Source organism: Sphingobium sp. AP50, from assembly GCF_900109095.1.
GTDB lineage: Bacteria > Pseudomonadota > Alphaproteobacteria > Sphingomonadales > Sphingomonadaceae > Sphingobium.
In genome coordinates this window covers 161,129-179,630 of record NZ_FNYZ01000005.1, presented here as the reverse complement: position 1 = coordinate 179,630, position 18,502 = coordinate 161,129, and the positions used below count along the sequence as shown (strand labels likewise).

Genomic DNA, 18,502 nt, shown 5'->3' with positions numbered 1-18,502 from the left:
GCCTAAAAAGGCAGCTTGATCCCCACCATCACGCGCTGCGACGTAGTGCCGTTGGCCATCGCCTGGCTTTCGACATGGACATTGCCCTTCACCTTGCCGAACAGGCCGAATTCGGCGCGGCCGAGCGGCGGTTCCTCCTCGCCTGCGGGTTCGCGTTCGATGCGCTGGCTTTCGCGCCGGGCGGTCACGACGATGGCGTTGCTGTCCGGGGAGGGCTGCACCTTCTTCAGGTCGAAATCGGGCGGGATGTCGCCCGCGCCGATGCTTTGCAGGGCCAGGATCAGACGCAGCATCATCGCGAGCCTCTCACCATCATGGAGTCGGGCGCCAGTCTGGCCGGGGAATGCGGCGGATTCGTGGCGGCGGCCAATAGGGCTATTGCCGACCATTGCGGAACCTTACGCAAGCGTTACCGTTTCGGCCGTGGGAGTGGTCGCATTCGGTTAGGAGTTTTCATGTCTTTGAAATTGCTTGGCGTAGCGGGCGCCATGGTGCTGGCGATCGCACCGCTCTCGCTGGCGGCCCAGCCCGCACATCAGGGCAATCATGGCCCGGCGCAGCAGCAACAGGGGCGGCCTTCGGCCAACAAGCCAGCGCCCGGCAAGCCCATGGCTGCCAAGCCCGGCACCAATCAGGGCTTTGGCAATTGGGATAATCGCTGGGGCGCCCGTCCGGGCAATCCGCCCAGCCACTGGACCAAGAAGGGCGACTGGTATCGCCATGTCCGCGCCTGTCAGCAGCGCTATCGCAGCTATAATTCGCGGACCGACATGTTCGTGATGCGTCCGGGCCAGAGCCGCCGCTGCACGCTGTAAATCCCTACGCCCTGGGATGGGCGTTGCGATAGATGTCGAGCAGGTGCGCGGCGTCGACCTGGGTATAGACTTGTGTGGAGGACAGGCTGGCATGGCCCAGCAACTCTTGCAGGCTGCGCAGGTCGGCGCCGCGCCCCAGCAAATGGGTCGCGAAACTGTGGCGCAGCGCGTGCGGCGTGGTTCGGTCCGACAGGCCCAGCCGGCCGCGCGCGCCCTGCACCGCGCGGCGGATCAGCGCGGCGGACAGCTGCCCGCCGCGTGCGCCCCGGAACAGCGGTTCGTCCCGCGCCGGGGGATAGGGGCATTGGTCCAGATAGGTTTCGATCGCCTGCCGCACCTGTGGCAAGAGCGGCACGATCCGCGTCTTGTTACGCTTGCCGGTAACGCGCAATGTGTCGCCCAGCGGCATTATGTCGCCTTGCAGCCCCATCGCTTCCCCGATGCGCAGGCCCGCGCCATAGAGCAGCAGCAGCACCGCCCAGTCGCGCGCGCCGATCCAGCCCTCCCGCGCAGTTTCGGCAATGTCCTGGGCCAGTGCCACGGCTTCGTCCGGGGAGATGGGGCGGGGCAGGCCGCGCTTGACCCGTGGCCCCTTGAGCAGGGGCACGCGGCCCTCCTCACCGCCCACATATTTCAGGAAGCCGCGTATGGCGGAGAGTTCGCGGGCGGCCGACAAATTGCCGATTCCGTCCATTCGCCGACTGGTGAGGAAGGCGCGCAGGTCCGCCTGATCCAGAGTGGCGAGCGTGGACGCCTCGATGCTTTCGCCGCGATGCTCTTCCAGAAAGGCGATCAGCCGCTCGGCCGTGGCGACATAGGCGCGCACCGTATGGATGGAGCGGCGCCGGTCGAGCGCCAGATGCTGGCGCCAGCGTTCGGGCAAGGCGGCGCTCATGTTGGAAATCCCGCGCTTAACTTCGCATATGTCCCGCAAGTTTTGATATTTCGGAACAGATGTTGGAAATATTGTTGCGAGGGTTGGCGTGGCGTGGGGGGCAGGGCGAGCATGGGGCGGAGACTAGCAGAGGGGGGCGGGGTAGGACAGATGGGTGGGGGATTTGGGGGATTGGGGACCCTCGCTTTGGCAAGGCGGTCGGCGATAGCCGACGCTGCGTGGTAAAAATCGTTCGACAACAATCGCCCACTTGCAGTCATTCCGCTAGCCGGGATAGCCTGCGAGTATGAACGAAGATCAGATGAACTCGATTTTCTTGGCGGCAGTGATGTGGATGTTTCTCTTCATTATAGGGTCATTAGCCATCACGAGACGGGCAGATCGAGACGTAAAGCCGCACAGTGAACGCTATGCGGCATTATATGCGACGATCGCTGTAGCAACTTTCCTTTTCAGAGAGTTCGCGCACAAGTGATGGCAGCCTCCGCCTGCCACCGGATTTCGTAATTTGGCGTCAGGCAGACCATCTGAATGGGTGACCGGTTTCAAGGATAAAGATAATCTGGGGGAGTGACCAAGAATGGTCGTACTCGTCACGCCAGCGAAGGACGTTGAGAGGCCCGTGTCTCTCAACGACATCTCAAGTGGAGGCGCGAGGTTGTCGAGCTTTGCGCTTGATCCAAGTCTATCCTGTAACTGCCTGCGACCCCAGCGTTGGCTACGCCGCCTTGCGGGTCGCTGGGTGACGAAAATGAGAGGCTGCTTTCTGGCGACCTCGCGCCCGGCGATAGCGACGAGGACATAACTTCGCTTTGCAGAAGGTCCGGCAGTTCGTCTAAGGGCCGGTCGTCAGGATTTTGAACCACCATGAATTATCGCCATTCCTTCCATGCCGGCAACAGCGCCGATGTCGTGAAGCACAGCCTCCTCATCGCTCTGGTGCAGGCCTTGCAGCAAAAGCCGGGCGCGCTGACCCTGATCGACACCCATGCCGGTTGCGGGCTGTACGATCTGGGCGGCGACGCAGCGCTACGCACCGGCGAGGCGACGGGAGGCGTGCTGCGGGCCTTTGCCGATACGAACCCCTTGCTGGACGATTATCGCGCTGCCGTGCGGGCGGTGAATGCGGGGGATGAGCCGCAGCTTTACCCCGGCTCGCCGCGCTGTCTGGCGCAGCTTTTGCGGCCGCAGGATGGGCTGATCCTCAACGAAAAACATCCGGAAGACGCTTATACCCTGCGCGGCGTGATGCGAGGCAGCGGCGCGGCCGTGCATGAACGCGACGCCTATGAGCTGTGGCTGGCCATGGTGCCGCCCCGCACCGCGCGCGGCGTGGTGGTGGTCGATCCGCCCTATGAGCAGACGGACGAACGCGCGCGCATCACCGCGACCCTAGCCGCCGCGCACCGCAAATGGGCGCATGGCGTGACGGTAATCTGGCATCCGCTGAAAGACGGCGCCACGCAATGGCATTGGAAGAAGCAGTTGCGCAAGCTGGGCATCCCCAAAATGCTGCTGGTGGAGCATTGGCTTTATGATAGCGAGCAGCCGGGCATCTATAACGGCGCGGGCCTGTTTATCGTGAACCCGCCTTATGCTTTCACGCAGGCGCTGCCGCCTATGCTGGAAGCGTTGCGCGCAGCGCTGGCGCCCGACGGGCATGAGGGTGAGATTATAGCTGATTGGTTGGGGGATTGAGGTAGGCGCGCACTCCCCTTCTCCAATGGGGGCGTTCGTAGCATTCTCGCACCGCCAATCCCTGCTATCCATCTCTTGTCTTTCCATCGTGCTGACAGGGCGGGAGATGGGTTCCCGCGTTCGCGGGAATGACGGAGAAGGGTGGTTAGCGGACAGTCCGCTGTCAGCTTGTCCATGCCGATTAGCTGCCATTGATGGAAGTCGATGGACCGTAACTCCATCATGCCTTCAATAGTAATAATCACGTTACGATTTTCTAATCTGTGCCTTGTATGTGCCAAGGCATGAACGAACGCTTCACGAAGCTGATTATTTGGGCACCGTTTATGCTTTGGTGCCTATCTCTCGCTGTTCCTGCCGCCGGTTGGGGAAAGAATCCCCAAATTATGCCCGGTTGGGGTATTCTATTGTTTGGCTGGATCGGTATTGCAAGCATGCAGTTCGGGTGGCTCGCAAATGTCGCTTTCCTTTGGTCAGGAATTTTAAATTTACGCGCTAAAAGGCCTTCGGGCGGAACAGGTATGATCCTGTTCGCTGCCCTTATTTTACCAACCTTACAGGCTTTGATGTGGCGCGATGTTTCCACCGATATAGGTCGCCTACCCGTTACGGTTGGACCGGGATATTACATCTGGATAGCTGCGATGTTTGGGCAGATGTATTTACTTTTTGTTACAGCCTTCAACGGCGTCAAAACGGATTGATGGTGAACACAGTATCTGGCGGCTTTCGGGAGCGTCTAGCTTTCGCCGGAGAGGCAAGAAATGGTCGCTAACGTCGGCTTCCTCATTCCGTCATGCTGAACCAAGTTCAGGGTGATGATGATGGAGAGGTTCGCTTTACGAGCCCTGCGAAGCACTCCCTAACGCCCGCCAACGCCCACTACCCTTGAAATCCGCCCATAAATGGGCACATGGGGGATATGGCACCTCCTTTCGATCCGGCCGACCTGCCGACCGGCCTGTTGATGGCGCTCAGCCCTCTGGTTCATCGCGTGCTGGCGCCCAATCCGTCGCCTTTCACCTATACGGGCACGCAGACCTATATCGTCGGCATCGATGCAGTGGCGGTGATCGATCCGGGGCCGGACGATGCCGATCATCTGGCGGCGCTGATCGCGGCGATTGGCGGGCGGCCGGTGGTGGCGATCCTGTGTACCCATACGCATCGCGACCATAGCCCCGCCGCGCGGCCGCTGAGCGCCTTGACCGGCGCGCCGGTGATCGGTTGCGCGCCGCTGACGCTGGACGATGACGGGCCGCGCGCCGATGCGGCGTTCGATGCAGACTATCGCCCCGATCGCGTGCTGGGCGATGGCGAGCAGGTCAGCGGGCCGGGCTGGACGCTGGAGGCGGTGGCGACGCCGGGCCATACGTCCAACCATCTGTGCTTCGCGCTGCTGGAAGAAAAGGCGCTGTTCAGCGGCGATCATGTCATGGGCTGGTCCACCAGCGTCATATCCCCGCCCGATGGCGACATGAGCGCCTATATGCGGTCGATGCAGTTGCTGCTGGGGCGGGACGACACGGTCTATTATCCCGCGCATGGCGAGCCGATCGACAATCCGCAGCGGCTGGTGCGCGGCATGATGGGCCATCGCAAGCAGCGTGAGGGGCAGATACTCCGCTTTCTGGAGCGCAACGGCCAGAGCGCCATTCCGGATATGGTGGCCGAAATGTACAAGGGCGTCGACCCACGCCTTTATGGGGCGGCCGGCCGATCGGTGCTGGCGCATCTCATCGATCTGGATGGCCGGGGCATCGCGGCGCCGGCCGGGGACGGGCAATGGCGGATGCGTTGAGACGCTATGCCGGGCCGATTGGCGCGGCGTTGCTTATCCTGTCCGTCGGCGCGGCGATGCTGGTCGGCTGGCAGCGCTATAATCGCGACTATGTCGTCACGGTGGAGGATGACGGGTCGGCGGTGACGAAGATCATCGCGGAAAAGATCGGCGGGACCAGCGACCTGCGCGTGTCGCGGCTGAACGGTACGATCCAGAGTACGGCGCGCGATGTGCGCGGCTTTGGCTGGCTGAAATCCGATCAGGTGGTGAAGATGCCCTATTCGGTCGATTATTTTATCGACCTGTCGGGCCTGTCTGCCGACGATCTGGAATGGGATGAGAAGGCGCGCACGCTGATCGTCAACGCGCCGGACGTGAAGCCGGACAAGCCCAATGTCGATGAGGCGCGCCGCACGCTCGTAAAGACCAGCGGGTTGTTCGTGACGCGGGAGGCGGGCGAGGAATTGAGCCGTAAGGCTTCCGCCCATGCGCAGGCGCGGGCGGAGGCATCGGCGCGGTCGCCCGAACGCATGGCGCAGGCGCGCGAATATGGGCGCACGGCGGTGGCCAAGGTCATGGGCGCGCCGCTTGCCGCCATGGGCTTTGGCGATGCGCGGGTGATCGTGACCTTCCCGCCGGAGCGGAAGAATAATAGTCGCGAGAGATGGGACGTGACGACACCGATCAACCAAGTGCTTGAAAAGTATCGCTGATAGAAAATCCTGCCTGAATTGACGCTTTCCTGCCGAAAATATATTTTCGGCCATGGCAAAAATTCGGGGGGTATTATGGCGACGCAGGTGCAGGCGGCGACTGTCTTCGAGCGGGAGCATCGTTTCTTCTTTATCACCGCCTGCCTGATGGCGCTGGTGCTGGTGGCGGGATTTTCCACCAATCTTGCGCTTGGCCGGTCGACCTTTGCGGTGCCGCCGGTCTTTCATCTTCATGCCTTTGTCTTCTTCGGATGGGTGGTCCTCTATCTGGCGCAGACCGGGCTGGTCGCGACCGGCTCCCTGGCATTGCATCGGCGGCTGGGCTGGCTGGCGCTGGGCTGGGTGCCGGCGATGCTGATCCTGGGCACGGTGATATTGCTGACCATATTGCGCAGCACCGGTGGTCCCTTCTTCTTTGCGAAGAATGAATTTCTGTTCGGCAATCTGACGGGGCTGGCGACCTTTGCCGGGACGGTCCTTTGGGCGATCGGCTTGCGGAGGCGGACGGACTGGCACCGGCGGCTGATGCTGGGCGCGATGGCGGGGCTTACCGGGCCGGGCTTTGGCCGGTTGCTGCCCCTGCCGCTGATGATGCCATGGGCCTGGTGGATATCGGGGGTGCTGTTTCCGGCTTTCTTCATCGTGGCGGGCATGGTCGCCGACCGGCGCCGTCTGGGCCGGGTGCATCCGGCCTATTGGTGGGGGCTGGGGCTGCTGGTCGGGGGGCAATTGGTGGCGCAGGCGATCGCCTACAGCCCCATGGGCTATGTCGTGACGGAGGCCGTGACCGCCGGAACGCCCGGCGCGGCCCGGCCAATGCAGGCACAATGGCCTTCGCGCCCCTGATTCCCTTGATCCCGGACCCTTGCCCGACTATCTGCCGCCGCAGGGTAGTAATCGGAGACTGACGACGTGGATGCACGCGGTGGCATGGGCGGCAGCTTGCAGGGGCTTGACCTGCGGGCGGAGATTGATCGGCTGCGCAAGGAGCGCAATGCGGTAATCCTGGGCCATTATTATCAGTCGCCCGAGATTCAGGACCTGTCCGATTTCGTCGGCGACAGTCTGGAACTGTCGCGCAAGGCGGCTGAGACGGATGCGGACGTGATCGCTTTCTGCGGCGTGCGTTTCATGGCGGAAACCGCCAAGATCCTGTCGCCGCAGAAGATCGTCGTGCTGCCGGACATGGATGCGGGCTGTTCGCTCGAAGACAGTTGCCCGCCCGCCCAGTTCAAGGCGTTCCGGGAGGCACACCCGGACCATATTGCGCTCAGCTACATCAATTGTTCGGCCGAGGTGAAGGCGCTGTCCGACATCATCGTGACGTCCTCTTCCGCCGAGAAGATATTGGCGCAGATCCCCAAGGATCAGAAGATCATCTTCGGCCCCGACAAGCATCTGGGCGGCTATCTGAAGCGCAAGCTGGGCCGCGACATGCTGTTGTGGCCGGGCGTGTGCATCGTGCATGAGGCGTTCAGTGAGACGGAATTGCTGAAGCTGAAGGCTGTGCATCCCGACGCACCGATTGCCGCGCATCCCGAATGCCCGCCCTATATCGTCGACCATGCCGATTATGTCGGGTCGACCAGCGGCATCCTGGACTTTGCCAAGACGATGCCCGGCGACACGCTGATCGTGGCGACCGAGCCGCATATCATCCACCAGATGCAGAAAAGCGTGCCGGACAAGAATTTCATCGGCGCGCCGGGGGCTGACGGCAACTGCAACTGCAATATCTGCCCTTATATGGCGCTCAACACGATGGAAAAGCTGTATCTGTCGCTGCGCGATTTGCAGCCGCGCATCGAGATGGACGAGACGCTGCGCGTCGCCGCGAAGAAGAGCCTGGACCGGATGCTGGAAATGGCCAGCGGCACGGTGGGGCAGGGGGATGTCGGGGCGCGCTAAAGCGCTTCAGGCGCGATAGGCCAGCCGCTGTTCGCTGAGCAGCGGCTGGTGCCATAATGTTTCGCAGGGAAATGCGGCGAAGGCCGGGTCGCGCGTCAGCAAGGTCAAGCCTTCCAGTTCCGCCTGCGCCGCCAGCATCCGGTCGAACGGGTCGCGATGTGCCATATCATAAGCACCGGCGCGCAGTCCGTGGGCGGCCGTCAGGTTCAGCGACTTGAAATCCGAATCCGCAACCGCTGCCTCATAGCGATCGAGATGAGGCAGGAGTTGCGGCAATTTGCCGATCCGTGCCTTGGTCGCGATCTCCCAGGCATTCACACTGCTTACGAAAATCTGGTCTGCCCCGCTTTCGATCATGCGATCGATCGCGTCGGGCAGCAGGCTTCGGTCCGTCCACCACCAGATAAGGACGTGGGTGTCGAGCAGCAGCCTCAATCTCCACGCCCCTCCCACAGGCGCAATTCGTCTTCCGGCAGTGGATCGAAAATCTCGTCACCGATCGTGAACAGGCCTGCAAACTGTCCGCCCCGCCGTTTGGGGTGCTCCCCCACCTGATTGATCGGCACTAGCTTGGCATAGGGCTTTCCAGCCTTGGCAAGGATGATTTCCTCACCGGCATGGGCGCGGTCCAAGAGCTTGGAGAAATGCGTCTTGGCCTCATGAACGTTGATGGTCGCAGTCATAAAAGTATATGGACTAAGTCCATGGACTAAGTCAAGTGCGATCGAGACTTGCGACCCGACCACATATGATTAGAGAGAGGCCATGACTTTCTCCCTTCCCGCTTTCAATCTTCCCGGTTTCGACCTCGACGCCTTCGTCGCCGCCACCCTTGCCGAAGATCTTGGCCCTGATGGGCGCGATGTTACCAGCGAGGCGGTGATTCCGGCCGATGCGGTGTTCGACGGGGTGATGGACAGTCGCGACGCGGTGACGCTGGCGGGGCTGCCGATTGCGGTCGCTTTCTTTCGCGCGCTCGATCCCGATGTGGAGATCGAATTGCTGCATCAGGATGGCGATCGGGTGGCGGCGGGGACCGACATCATGCGCATCCGGGGCAAGGCGCGGGCGATGCTGACGGCGGAGCGATCGGCGCTCAATACGGTGCAGCATCTGACCGGCATCGCCACCATGACGCGCGCTTATGTCGATGCGATCCTGGGCACGGGGGCAACGCTGCTGGATACGCGCAAGACGATCCCCGGCCTGCGTTGCCTTGAGAAATATGCCACGCGCATGGGCGGGGCGACCAATCATCGCATGGGCCTGTGGGATGCGGCGATGATCAAGGACAATCATGTCGCCGTCGCCGGATCGGTCGAGGAAGCGGTGCGCCGCGCCGTGGCCGCCGGGGTGGAGCGCATCATCGTGGAGGTCGACCGGGTCGACCAGATCGAACCGGCGCTGGCCGCCGGGGCGACGCATTTGCTGCTGGACAATATGGATGCGCCCACGTTGCGCGGGGCCGTAACGCTGATCGGCGGGCGGGTGCCGACCGAAAGTTCGGGCGGGGTCACGCTGGAGACGATCCGCGCCAAGGCGGAAACCGGCGTCACCTATATCAGCGTCGGCCGCCTGACCCAATCCGCCCCTGCCGCCGATATCGGACTGGATTTTGCCTATGCATAAGCTGATTTTCGCCTTCCTTCTGGCCGCCATGCCCGGTACGGCGCTGGCGCAGGCCGCCTATTGCAGCGCGCCCAGCCAGCCCGCGCGGCCCGAGCCGGAACTGCCCAGCGACAAGGAGCCAAAGCGCGCCTTGCCGATCGGCAGCTATACGCTGGCGATCAGCTGGTCGCCGCAATTTTGCGCGACGGCCAAGGGGCCGAAGAACAGCGTCCAGTGCGGCGGCCGCAACGGCAAGTTCGGCTTCACGCTGCACGGCCTGTGGCCCGACGGTTATGGCAAGGAATGGCCGCAATATTGCCGCGCGACCGATATCGTGCCGCGCGCGGTGATCCGCCAGAATATGTGCGCTACGCCATCGGCCCAGCTGATCCAGCATGAATGGGCCAAGCATGGCACCTGCATGGCGACCAAGCCGGAACTCTATTTCAACCTGTCGCGCGCTTTCTATGAATCGCTGCGCTATCCCGACATGACGACGCTGTCGCGGCGCAAGAATTTGACCGCGGGCCAGTTTGCCGAGGCTTTTGCGCGGGCGAACAAGGGGATGAAGGCGAACATGATGCGCGTCACGACGACGCGCGACAATATGCTGAGCGAAGTGTGGCTGTGCATGGATCGCCAGCTGGAATTCGCCCGCTGCCCCGCGCATCAGGGCGGCGCGGCCGACAGCGCCTATGTGAAGATCGCGCCGGGGCCGAATATCCTGAACCCGCGCCGCCCGGTGCCGCCGCCGGCCAATCCGACCAAGCGGCCGGGGCTGATCCTGGATCTGGACCCCAATACCCAGCCGTTGGGTAATAGCGCCGGCTAGACTGTATGCCTTTCGTCATTGCGAGCGCAGCGAAGCAATCCATGGGTGCGCCAGTGGATTGCTTCGCTGCGCTCGCAATGACGATTCACATAGATTCTATGATACGCCAATGATCCGCATCAGGCGTCGATCGTCACCGTCGAGGGATGGTGGCGATCGAGATGCTTGCGGATGATGCGCAGATTCTTCGTGTTCGACTTGTAGAGAAAGTCGAAGATATCGCCAGCGAACGGAATGGCACCGACCAGCGTGTCGACCCCGACATTGGCGGCCATGCGGGTGATCTGCCATTTCGACATGCCGAGGTTGCGCGCTTCCCAGACGATCCACGCGCCCATCGCGGCCGTGGCGATATCCCCTACCACCGGGACCAGCCCGACGAGGCTGTCGAGGCCGACGCGATGCTTGGTGCCGGGGATGACGAACAGCCCCTCCAGCAACGCCTCCATCGTTTCGATCCGGCGGCGGACTGACGCGGGATCATTGCCGAAGCCGGGCATGTCCCGGACGATCCGGTCGAACTGATTCTGCGAAACGGCCATCTGCCTCTTCTCCTGAAGCCCGTTTCCGACGGGCGCATAGCCTTAGTTGGTGCTGCGGAAGAGATGATTCAATGGATGACGCGCACGGGCCGAGGGGAGGAAGCCGGTCAGCCGTTTCGACACCAACGACCAGCGCACCGGCGCGCCGAGCGCGATATAGCCATTATGGGCGACCATCAGCGCTTCGGCGGCGGCGATGCGGGCGGCGCGCTCGTCCGCCGAGGAGGCGAGGCTGGCCGCCTGTAGCTGGGCATCGGCCTGATCGCTGCAATGGATTTTCCGAGCGCAGCCGACCCGGCCAAGATACCAGAGCGCGCTGTCATAGGCGGCGACTTCATCCACCAGCCGCAGGTCGGCCTCTGCGGTGATTGCCACGCGCTGCGTCGGCAGGCCGACCGCGCCCAGATCACGGCGCAGCATCGCATAAAGCAGGGTGGCGCCCGGCCCCTTGGGCAGAGCGATGCGCAGCGGCGGCGGCGGGCCATTGGTCGCTACCCAGCGCTTGACGCTGGCGGCCGCGTTGCCGCGTCGCTCCTCCAGCGGCAGGGCGGCCCAGTCGGGCGCGGTGGGTGGTCGGCCAAGGTCCATCTGGTCCGGTACGATCCGGTCGCTGGTCGCCCAGCCGCCCAGCGGGAACATGGCCGGCAACTGGCTGCGGTCGATCGCCATGTTGATCGCGGCGCGAATGCCGTCATCGTCCAGCAGCTTGCCGTCCCCCGTTACCGCCAGCCCCAACAGGCCCTGCACCGGATCGATGCGCACATTGTCCCGGTCTATCCCCGCCGGGACCAGCAGGGGCAGGTCGGTAAAGCGCCCGCCCAGTAGCAGCGCGGAATCCCGCTCGCGGAAGCGGATGATCGCCAGCGCGGCCCGTTCGGCGCGCACAACGCGGGTCTGCCACGGGGGCAGGGCATCGTCCTGATCCGCCCCTGAATCGTCGCCGCTGCTGCGGTCGATGGGGGTCAGGACGACGGCGCCATCCTGTTTCGTCCGGCGATAGGGGCCCGTGCCGCCATCGCGGGAGAGGACTGCCATCTGCGGCTGGGCGAGCATCTGGAGTACATAGGGGCGGGGCGCGGCCAGCCGGATTTCGATCACTTCGCCGGTCATGGGAATGACGGCCTGCACCGCATCCAGCGGGCCATCGGGATCGAGCAGGCGCAGCGCTTCGATTCGCGCCATCAGCATGCGCGCGACATCGGGCGCGGTGACGCGGGTGCCATTGGCCCAGAAGGCACGGCGCAGCCGGAAGATATAGGAGCGGCCATCATCCTGCACGATCCAGCGCTGGGCGAGGGCGGGCAATATGTCGCCGCTGGCGTCGAAGGCGACGAGGCCCTGCGCCGTCGCCTCCAGGATCAGCTTGGCGCCGGGATCGGGCAGATGTTGCAGCGGTTTCGCAAAATCGTCGCGATCGCCGACTACGCTGACGACAACCGGGCCGCTGCCTTCGTCCGAACATCCGCCGAGCGCGAGGCTGAGGCAGGCTCCGGCGATCAGGGCGGCGCGACGGCGCAGGAAAGGCAGGGGGGCGAACATGCAGGAACAGGCTTAGCCCGGCGGGAGCCTGCCGCCAACCGGGATCGGATCATTTGCTGATGTCACAAAACTGCCATCCACAAGACGCCTGACTGTAACAGAAAATTCATACTGGCGTCGTCGAACAGGGGAAGAGACGGAAATGACGCTGCAAACGCGACTGGCCGCCGGCACCGCGCTGGCGATGCTGATGACATCCACGCCGGTTGCCGCCCAAGTGCAGGGACAGGCGCCGGACAATGCCGCCCTGCAACGCCAGATCGATGAACTGAAGGCGCAGGTGCAGGCGCTGACCGTTGCGCTCTCTGCCAATAAGGCTGCGTCGCCAGTTGCGGTTGCGCCGGCGCCCGCCGGGGAAGCGGCACCGGCTGCGCTCGCCGCCGCGCCTGCGCCGCCAGTGGCTACCCCGGTATCGGCGGCGCCTAAGGCCAAGGCCTGGTATGAAAAGCTGTCGCTGCGCGGCTATACCCAGATGCGCTATAATGCGTTCCTGTCAGGCGACGATAGCGCGCCTTCGGGCCAGTCCCGGCTGCGATCCGTGCATGACGGTTCGATATCGGACCGGGGCGGCTTCTCGCTGCGCCGGGCGCGGCTGGTGTTGCAGGGTGATGTGTCCGATCGGGTGTCGCTCTATCTTCAGTCCGATTTCGCCTCGGCGGTGAATAATCAGGCGGGCAGCGAGCGGCGCGAAGGCTTCGTTCAGTTGCGCGATGCCTATGCCGATGTCTTTCTGGACGATGCGAAGAGCTGGCGCGTGCGCTTTGGCCAGTCGAAGGTTCCGTTCGGCTGGGAAAATATGCAATCCTCGTCCAATCGCCTGACGCTGGATCGCAGCGACGCGATCAACAGCGCGGTGCCCAGCGAACGCGATCTAGGGATTGTCGGCTATTATACGCCGCCGTCGGTGCAGAAGATCTGGGACCGGCTGGGGCATGACGGGCAAAAGCTGTTCGGCAATTATGGCGCCTTCGGCGTCGGCGTCTTCAACGGTCAGGGCACCAACCGAACCGAGCAGAATCGCGGGCTGATGAAGGTGGCCTTTGCGACCTGGCCGTTCGAACTCGACGGGCTGGGTGACGCATTCGAGGGGCAGGTGTTCGAAATCGGCGGATCGGCGATGATGAACGATGTGCAGCCCGAATTGCGCAGCGGCGGGGTGAGCGCCATCGCCTATGACGATGACCGCGTCGGCCTCCACGCCATGCTCTATCCCCAGCCTTTCGGCATTCAGGCGGAATGGAATTGGGGCAAGGGGCCGGAGTTCGACCTTGGCAGCCAGTCGATCGAAACGAAGAAGCTGCGCGGCGGCTATGTGCAGATGATGTATCGCCTGCCGACCGACTCGATCGGCGCGCTGATGCCCTATGGCCGGTGGCAACATTATCGCGGCGGGTGGAAGGCGAGCACCAATGCGCCCCGTCTGGAGACGGACGAATTCGAACTAGGCGTCGAATGGCAGCCGTGGAAGGCGCTGGAATTCACCTTCGCCTATGCCCGCATGAAGCGCGCGGAAGCGGATGAACGCCGCACGGGGCGCGCGGAAGGCGACCTGATCCGGACGCAGGTGCAGTGGAATTATTGAGCGGGCTGATTTGGGCGGTTAGGTGACTGTCGGGTTTCGGTTGCCCCTACCGCAGGCGGGAGGGACGGCGAGACTTAATGAGCGTAGCGAATTTAGTCGCAGCGGGGTGGGCATTTGCAACGTTGCGCAGGCCCACCCCCTAACCCCCTCCCGTTAACGGGAGGGGGAACAAGGTCGGCTTTTGGCCGTAAGCCATCATTTCCTTTTCTTCACGCCGGGTTTGATCCGGGAGCCCGCTGTCTTCTCCAGCGCCGGGCAGGAACGGCGTGCGGGGAATTTCCATGATGGCAAAGTCTGATGCGCGCGCCGCTCACGCACAGGCCAAAGGTCCCCACCCCAATCAAACACAAAAAAGGCGGCAACCCGAAGGTGCCGCCTCTTTGTCCGGCTGGACCGGATCGGTTCGCCCCGAAGCGTGAAGCTCCGGGGCTGGCCCGATTACTTCAGCTCGACGGTCGCGCCGGCTTCTTCCAGCTGCTTCTTGACCTTCTCGGCCTCGTCCTTGTTCACGCCTTCCTTGACGGCCTTCGGCGCGGCTTCCACCAGAGCCTTGGCTTCGGTCAGGCCCAGGCCGGTGATGGCGCGGACTTCCTTGATGACGTTGATCTTCTTGCCACCGTCGCCGGTCAGGATCACGTCGAATTCGGTCTGCTCTTCAGCAGCCGGAGCGGCGGCGGCAGCGGCCGGGCCAGCGACGGCGACGGCAGCAGCGGCGCTAACGCCCCACTTTTCTTCCAGAGCCTTCGACAGCTCGGCGGCTTCGAGGACGGTGAGGGCCGAGAGCTGGTCGACCAGAGCGTTGATGTCTGCCATGATATATTTCCTTTTTTGGGGCGAAAATGCCCCGTCAGATGAGGGTCAAAAAAACGAAGGAGGGACGGCTCAGGCCGCTTCCTTCTCCGCATAGGCGTTGAAGACGCGCGCAAGCTGCGCAGCCGGTGCCTGGGTGACGGTTGCGAGCTTGGTAGCCGGGGCGACCAGAAGGCCGACCAGCTTCGCACGCAGTTCATCCAGCGACGGCATCGATGCCAGGGCCTTGACGCCCTCCGCATCGAGCAGCACTTCACCCATCGCGCCGCCAACGATCTCAAGCTTGTCGTTGGTCTTGGCGAAATCGATCGCAACCTTGGCGGCGGCGACCGGGTCGACCGAGGTGGCCAGACCAACCGGGCCGGTGAGCAGGTCGCTCAGGCCGGTGTAGCTGGTGCCATCAAGGGCGATACGGGCGAGGCGGTTCTTCGTAACCTTGTAGGACGCACCGGCTTCGCGCATCTTCTGGCGCAGGACAGTCGACTGGGCGACGGTCATGCCGAGGTTGCGGGTCACGACGACCACGCCAACTTCTGCCAGCTCTGCGTTCAGCGCGGAAACGACCTCAGCTTTCTGATTACGATCCATGCCATTACTCCACTTCATGTTCGCTTCGCCTGGACAGGCCCAAGCGAACGGCTAAAACCCACGCCTGACGGCATGGGGCACTAAGTCCGAAGGGGAGAGATCGACTGGCCTATCCTCAAAAGGAAACAGGCAGACCCGAATCGGATGCATGACCCGTCCGGTAAGAACTTTTCCCCGTCTAGGCTGGAGATTAAGAAGGGCAAATTCCCTTCACCAACTGTCTCGGACGGAAGATCGCCGGCATTGCTGCCGATGACCTGCTGCCGCGCCCCTTACAGGCGCGGCGGCCCTTTGTCACGGAGAAAATCGGGGTGCGACCGGGTGTCAGGCGACGACATAAGGTTCATAGCCCAGATTGGCCGACGTCAGGCTGGTGGCGGCCATATTTTTGAAGGTGAGGAGGGTGGTGAACTGATAATATTCGGACGTGGACCCGTCCCGATCGACCTGAAGCAATGTGTCGGCACCCGATTGCACCAGTTTCATATAGCCGATGTCGAACGGGTTGAAGTCTTCAAGATGGCTCAGGACCGCGCTGAGGTCGACCCGGTCCGATGCTACATCGAAATCGGTGATGTCTATGCCTTCATATTCGGACCAGCCATAGCCAGCCAGCGTCACGAGATCGCTGCCAGCGCCCAGCGTGATGACAGATCTGGGCGACTGATCGACCGTGATATGATCGTCGCCCGCGCCGGCATCGATGATGCTCAGTGCGACATCGTCGACAATGATGACGTCGTCGCCCGTTCCTCCGGCGACGATCACAATATGGTCTTTCGCTTCATTCCGGTCATAATAATCGAGCGCATAGGTCAGGACGATCCGGTCATCGCCTGCTCCACCGTCCAGCAGCACCGCCTTGTTTGGCTGGGATGCGTCGACGAGATGGACTTCCAGCAGGTCGTCGCCATTCCGGCCGAGCAGATAGTCGATGCCACCCATGTCACTGATCAGATGGTCGTTGCCATCGCCGCCGTCCAGCCGGTCATTGCCCAGGCGACCGTTCAGCACATCGTCGCCGCCCGAACCGAGGATCAGATCGTCGGCCGCCGTACCGTACAACCTGTCGTTTGCCGCCGTTCCGGGCTGAAACATGCCAACGGTTGTCGAGCCATCGGGATTATAGCCCAGTTCCGCGGCGGTGAAGCTGGAGAGCAGTCGGTTTTCAAAGGTCAGGACCGCAACCGGACTGCCAAGGTTTCCTGCCTTGCCATCTCTATCGATTGACAGAACGACATCCACGCCCACCTGTTCCAGCGTCAGATAACCAGCAGCAAAAGGATTGCTGCCGTCCCAATTCCATACGAGTTCGCGCATGAACGCTTCGGTCAGAAGATAATCGGCGCCGAAGGTGAAATCGGTGACGCGGTTGCCGCTGGTCACGACGGTCGGTACGCCGACCCAGTCGTTGACCAGTCGCAGGCCATCCTGTCCCGCGCCCAGCGTGATCGTCTGGTTGCCACCGGAAATGTCGATAGCGACTTCATCATTGCCCGCACCGGCCAGCACCGTCGCGGCCAAGGCATGCGAAACAGCAATCCGGTCGTCGCCATCGCCGCCAAGGGCGGTCACTACATCCCGGATCGGGCTGTAATCATATCCCTCGAACGTCAGGACATCGTCACCATTGCCGCCATCCATAAGGACTGTTCGGCCCGATGGACGATAATACCAGCTATCGCTGACAGTCAGGCGATCATTGCCATCGCCGCCCAGCAACTGGTCATCGCCGTCATCATCATAGATTTGATCGTCTCCGGCCCCGCCCTCCAATATATCGTTGCCGGAATAGCCGACGATATAATCGTTGCCGCCCAGACCCTGGATCAGGTCGTCATTGGAGGAGCCGTAAAGGGAATTGTCGTCACCCTCGGTGCCGATAACGACGCCGTAGAGGAAGTCCGTGGTGATGGTGTAGCTGCCCGCAACGGTGCCGCCGACCACCAGATAATAAGCGCCGCCTTCGGGAACTTCGAAGGTCAGCAGGCCATTCGGCGCGGTTTCGACCGGCTGGATTTCGATGCCGAAGGCATCGTGCAAGGTCAGCGTCGCGGCGCTGTTGCCCGACAGCAGGAAGGTCAGGCGCGCGCCGACCTCCAGATTGAGGGCATACCAGTCCCGGTCGCCGGCACCATCGATCAGGCCCGTGGTCGCCCCTTCCAGCAACAAGGCATGATCCGCCTGTTCCAGCCCGAAGGCGCCGTCAGAATCGCGGGTTTCGCGATAGCCATGGCTGATCCAGTGGACCAGCGCCGCGTCGGCATCCAGTCCGGCCTGACCCAGATCGGCATAACTCAGCAGATAGGCGGTCGAATCGAAATGGAGGGACCGTCCCTCGCCATAGCCATGTTCGACGAAATGCCGGGTCGCCGCCTTTTCATTCAGGCCGATCGCCGGGATCAGATCGGGATTGGAGGCGAGGTAGAGCAGTCCGTCAAATTCGGTCGGTCGCCCCGCGTCGAATCCGCTCAGCACATAATGGCGCGCGGCGGCGTGGTTGTCCGTGCCGATGCTGGCGATCAGATCGGGGTTTGCGGCGACATAATGCAGCCCGTCGAAGCGGGTGGCATAGCCATAATCATGCCCTTCCGTGGCGTAATGGTAAGCCGCATCGGCAACGGTCGTATAGCCATAGGCGAACAGATGGGGGTTGGCGGCCAGATATTCATAGCCGTCAAATGTCGTGTTGCGTCCTTCGGCTCGCCCATATTTGATATAGTGACGGGCGGCCGTCGTCGGATCGGAGCCATAGACGTCGATCAGGTCCGGGTTAGCTGCCAGATAGGCGTAGGCACTGAAACTGACCGTGCGGCCTTCGGCATAACCATGGTTGATATAGTGGCGCACCGCTGCAAGCGGATCCAGTCCATAGACCGCGACCACATCAGGATAGGTGGCCAGATAGTCATAGGGAATGAAACTGGTTCGGCGAAATTCCCACCAGCCGGTCGATTCATAATGATCGCGTCCCGCCTGCGCATTGGTGCCGAAGGCGCGGATCAGATCGGAATAGGAGGCGATATAGCTTAGCGCTTCGACATCGGACCAGGTTTCGCTGACCATCGCAGTGCACTCCTTCGTTCGTCCGACGTCGATAGCGACGTCGAGCATGGTGAGTGCGACCCGGAATTGCGCCTGCCGCTGCGTGGCGCAGGGCGAAGTGAGCATAGATGCAACGGGAAATCA

General features: G+C 62.6%; 19 protein-coding genes. 10 read left to right on the top strand and 9 right to left on the bottom strand.

The features are described from left to right. Positions 1-2 precede the first annotated feature (2 nt). The gene (locus tag BMY84_RS11525) at positions 3-389 is read right to left on the bottom strand and encodes a hypothetical protein (RefSeq protein ID WP_256215218.1); all 387 of its coding nucleotides are present in this window, start codon (positions 387-389) and stop codon (positions 3-5) included. Positions 390-455: 66 nt separating this feature from the next. Between BMY84_RS11525 and BMY84_RS11520 the strand changes: the two genes are divergently transcribed. Beyond that, the gene (locus tag BMY84_RS11520; RefSeq protein ID WP_177203988.1) at positions 456-815 is read left to right on the top strand and encodes a BA14K family protein; all 360 of its coding nucleotides are present in this window, start codon (positions 456-458) and stop codon (positions 813-815) included. 4 nt (positions 816-819) lie between these two features. Here BMY84_RS11520 and BMY84_RS11515 read toward each other — a convergent pair whose 3' ends face one another. Further along, a complete protein-coding gene (locus tag BMY84_RS11515; protein WP_093083951.1) occupies positions 820-1,710 on the bottom strand; it encodes a tyrosine recombinase XerC in 891 nt (296 codons plus the stop codon). A gap of 867 nt (positions 1,711-2,577) precedes the next feature. Here BMY84_RS11515 and BMY84_RS11505 point away from each other — a divergent pair. The 6 genes from BMY84_RS11505 to nadA all read left to right on the top strand — a co-directional run bounded on the left by BMY84_RS11505 (position 2,578) and on the right by nadA (position 7,812). Then, on the top strand, positions 2,578-3,408 hold the full coding sequence (locus BMY84_RS11505) for a 23S rRNA (adenine(2030)-N(6))-methyltransferase RlmJ (protein ID WP_093083947.1): 831 nt from the start codon (positions 2,578-2,580) through the stop codon (positions 3,406-3,408). 284 nt (positions 3,409-3,692) lie between these two features. Beyond that, positions 3,693-4,112, top strand: a complete 420-nt coding sequence (locus BMY84_RS11500) for a hypothetical protein (protein WP_143075027.1) — start codon at positions 3,693-3,695, stop codon at positions 4,110-4,112. A 218-nt stretch (positions 4,113-4,330) separates the two neighbouring features. After that, on the top strand, positions 4,331-5,209 hold the full coding sequence (locus BMY84_RS11495; RefSeq protein WP_093084078.1) for an MBL fold metallo-hydrolase: 879 nt from the start codon (positions 4,331-4,333) through the stop codon (positions 5,207-5,209). Further along, entirely contained in the window at positions 5,194-5,904 is a 711-nt protein-coding gene (locus tag BMY84_RS11490) for a DUF4230 domain-containing protein (protein ID WP_093083944.1), read from the top strand. Before BMY84_RS11495 ends, BMY84_RS11490 begins: the two co-directional genes overlap by 16 nt. Before the next feature lie 75 nt (positions 5,905-5,979). Beyond that, positions 5,980-6,750, top strand: a complete 771-nt coding sequence (locus BMY84_RS11485) for a hypothetical protein (RefSeq protein WP_093083943.1) — start codon at positions 5,980-5,982, stop codon at positions 6,748-6,750. Between the two features lie 84 nt (positions 6,751-6,834). Further along, positions 6,835-7,812: a quinolinate synthase NadA gene (nadA, locus tag BMY84_RS11480; protein WP_093083941.1), complete on the top strand. Its 978-nt coding sequence runs from the start codon at positions 6,835-6,837 to the stop codon at positions 7,810-7,812. Positions 7,813-7,818: 6 nt separating this feature from the next. Here the strand turns inward: nadA and BMY84_RS11475 are convergent, their stop codons facing one another. Continuing rightward, complete coding sequence (locus tag BMY84_RS11475) at positions 7,819-8,247, bottom strand: type II toxin-antitoxin system VapC family toxin (RefSeq protein WP_093083940.1); 429 nt, start codon at positions 8,245-8,247, stop codon at positions 7,819-7,821. Continuing rightward, a complete protein-coding gene (locus BMY84_RS11470) occupies positions 8,244-8,495 on the bottom strand; it encodes a type II toxin-antitoxin system Phd/YefM family antitoxin (RefSeq protein WP_093083938.1) in 252 nt (83 codons plus the stop codon). The genes BMY84_RS11475 and BMY84_RS11470 overlap by 4 nt, the downstream gene beginning before the upstream one ends. An 82-nt stretch (positions 8,496-8,577) precedes the next feature. Here BMY84_RS11470 and nadC point away from each other — a divergent pair, with 82 nt between their 5' ends. Together nadC and BMY84_RS11460 are read left to right on the top strand one after the other, a co-directional pair. Then, entirely contained in the window at positions 8,578-9,441 is an 864-nt protein-coding gene (gene nadC, locus BMY84_RS11465) for a carboxylating nicotinate-nucleotide diphosphorylase (RefSeq protein ID WP_093083936.1), read from the top strand. Continuing rightward, complete coding sequence (locus tag BMY84_RS11460; protein WP_093083935.1) at positions 9,434-10,252, top strand: ribonuclease T2 family protein; 819 nt, start codon at positions 9,434-9,436, stop codon at positions 10,250-10,252. The genes nadC and BMY84_RS11460 overlap by 8 nt, the downstream gene beginning before the upstream one ends. Positions 10,253-10,371: 119 nt before the next feature. Here BMY84_RS11460 and BMY84_RS11455 read toward each other — a convergent pair whose 3' ends face one another. Beyond that, complete coding sequence (locus BMY84_RS11455) at positions 10,372-10,794, bottom strand: DUF4112 domain-containing protein (RefSeq protein WP_093083933.1); 423 nt, start codon at positions 10,792-10,794, stop codon at positions 10,372-10,374. 42 nt (positions 10,795-10,836) lie between these two features. Then, the gene (locus tag BMY84_RS11450) at positions 10,837-12,333 is read right to left on the bottom strand and encodes an ABC transporter substrate-binding protein (RefSeq protein WP_093083932.1); all 1,497 of its coding nucleotides are present in this window, start codon (positions 12,331-12,333) and stop codon (positions 10,837-10,839) included. Between the two features lie 142 nt (positions 12,334-12,475). Here BMY84_RS11450 and BMY84_RS11445 point away from each other — a divergent pair, with 142 nt between their 5' ends. Then, positions 12,476-13,915: a porin gene (locus BMY84_RS11445; protein ID WP_093083930.1), complete on the top strand. Its 1,440-nt coding sequence runs from the start codon at positions 12,476-12,478 to the stop codon at positions 13,913-13,915. A 438-nt stretch (positions 13,916-14,353) separates the two neighbouring features. On the opposite strand, the gene rplL is transcribed toward BMY84_RS11445, so the two are convergent. The 3 genes from rplL to BMY84_RS11430 all read right to left on the bottom strand — a co-directional run bounded on the left by rplL (position 14,354) and on the right by BMY84_RS11430 (position 18,379). Continuing rightward, positions 14,354-14,728 carry a 50S ribosomal protein L7/L12 gene (gene rplL, locus BMY84_RS11440; protein WP_093013634.1) on the bottom strand — a complete coding sequence of 125 codons (375 nt, stop codon included), beginning with the start codon at positions 14,726-14,728 and terminating at the stop codon, positions 14,354-14,356. Between the two features lie 69 nt (positions 14,729-14,797). Then, positions 14,798-15,313, bottom strand: coding sequence for a 50S ribosomal protein L10 (rplJ, locus tag BMY84_RS11435; RefSeq protein ID WP_093083929.1), 516 nt, complete (start codon positions 15,311-15,313; stop codon positions 14,798-14,800). 324 nt (positions 15,314-15,637) lie between these two features. Further along, positions 15,638-18,379 carry a type I secretion C-terminal target domain-containing protein gene (locus tag BMY84_RS11430; protein WP_177203987.1) on the bottom strand — a complete coding sequence of 914 codons (2,742 nt, stop codon included), beginning with the start codon at positions 18,377-18,379 and terminating at the stop codon, positions 15,638-15,640. Positions 18,380-18,502: the final 123 nt, after the last annotated feature.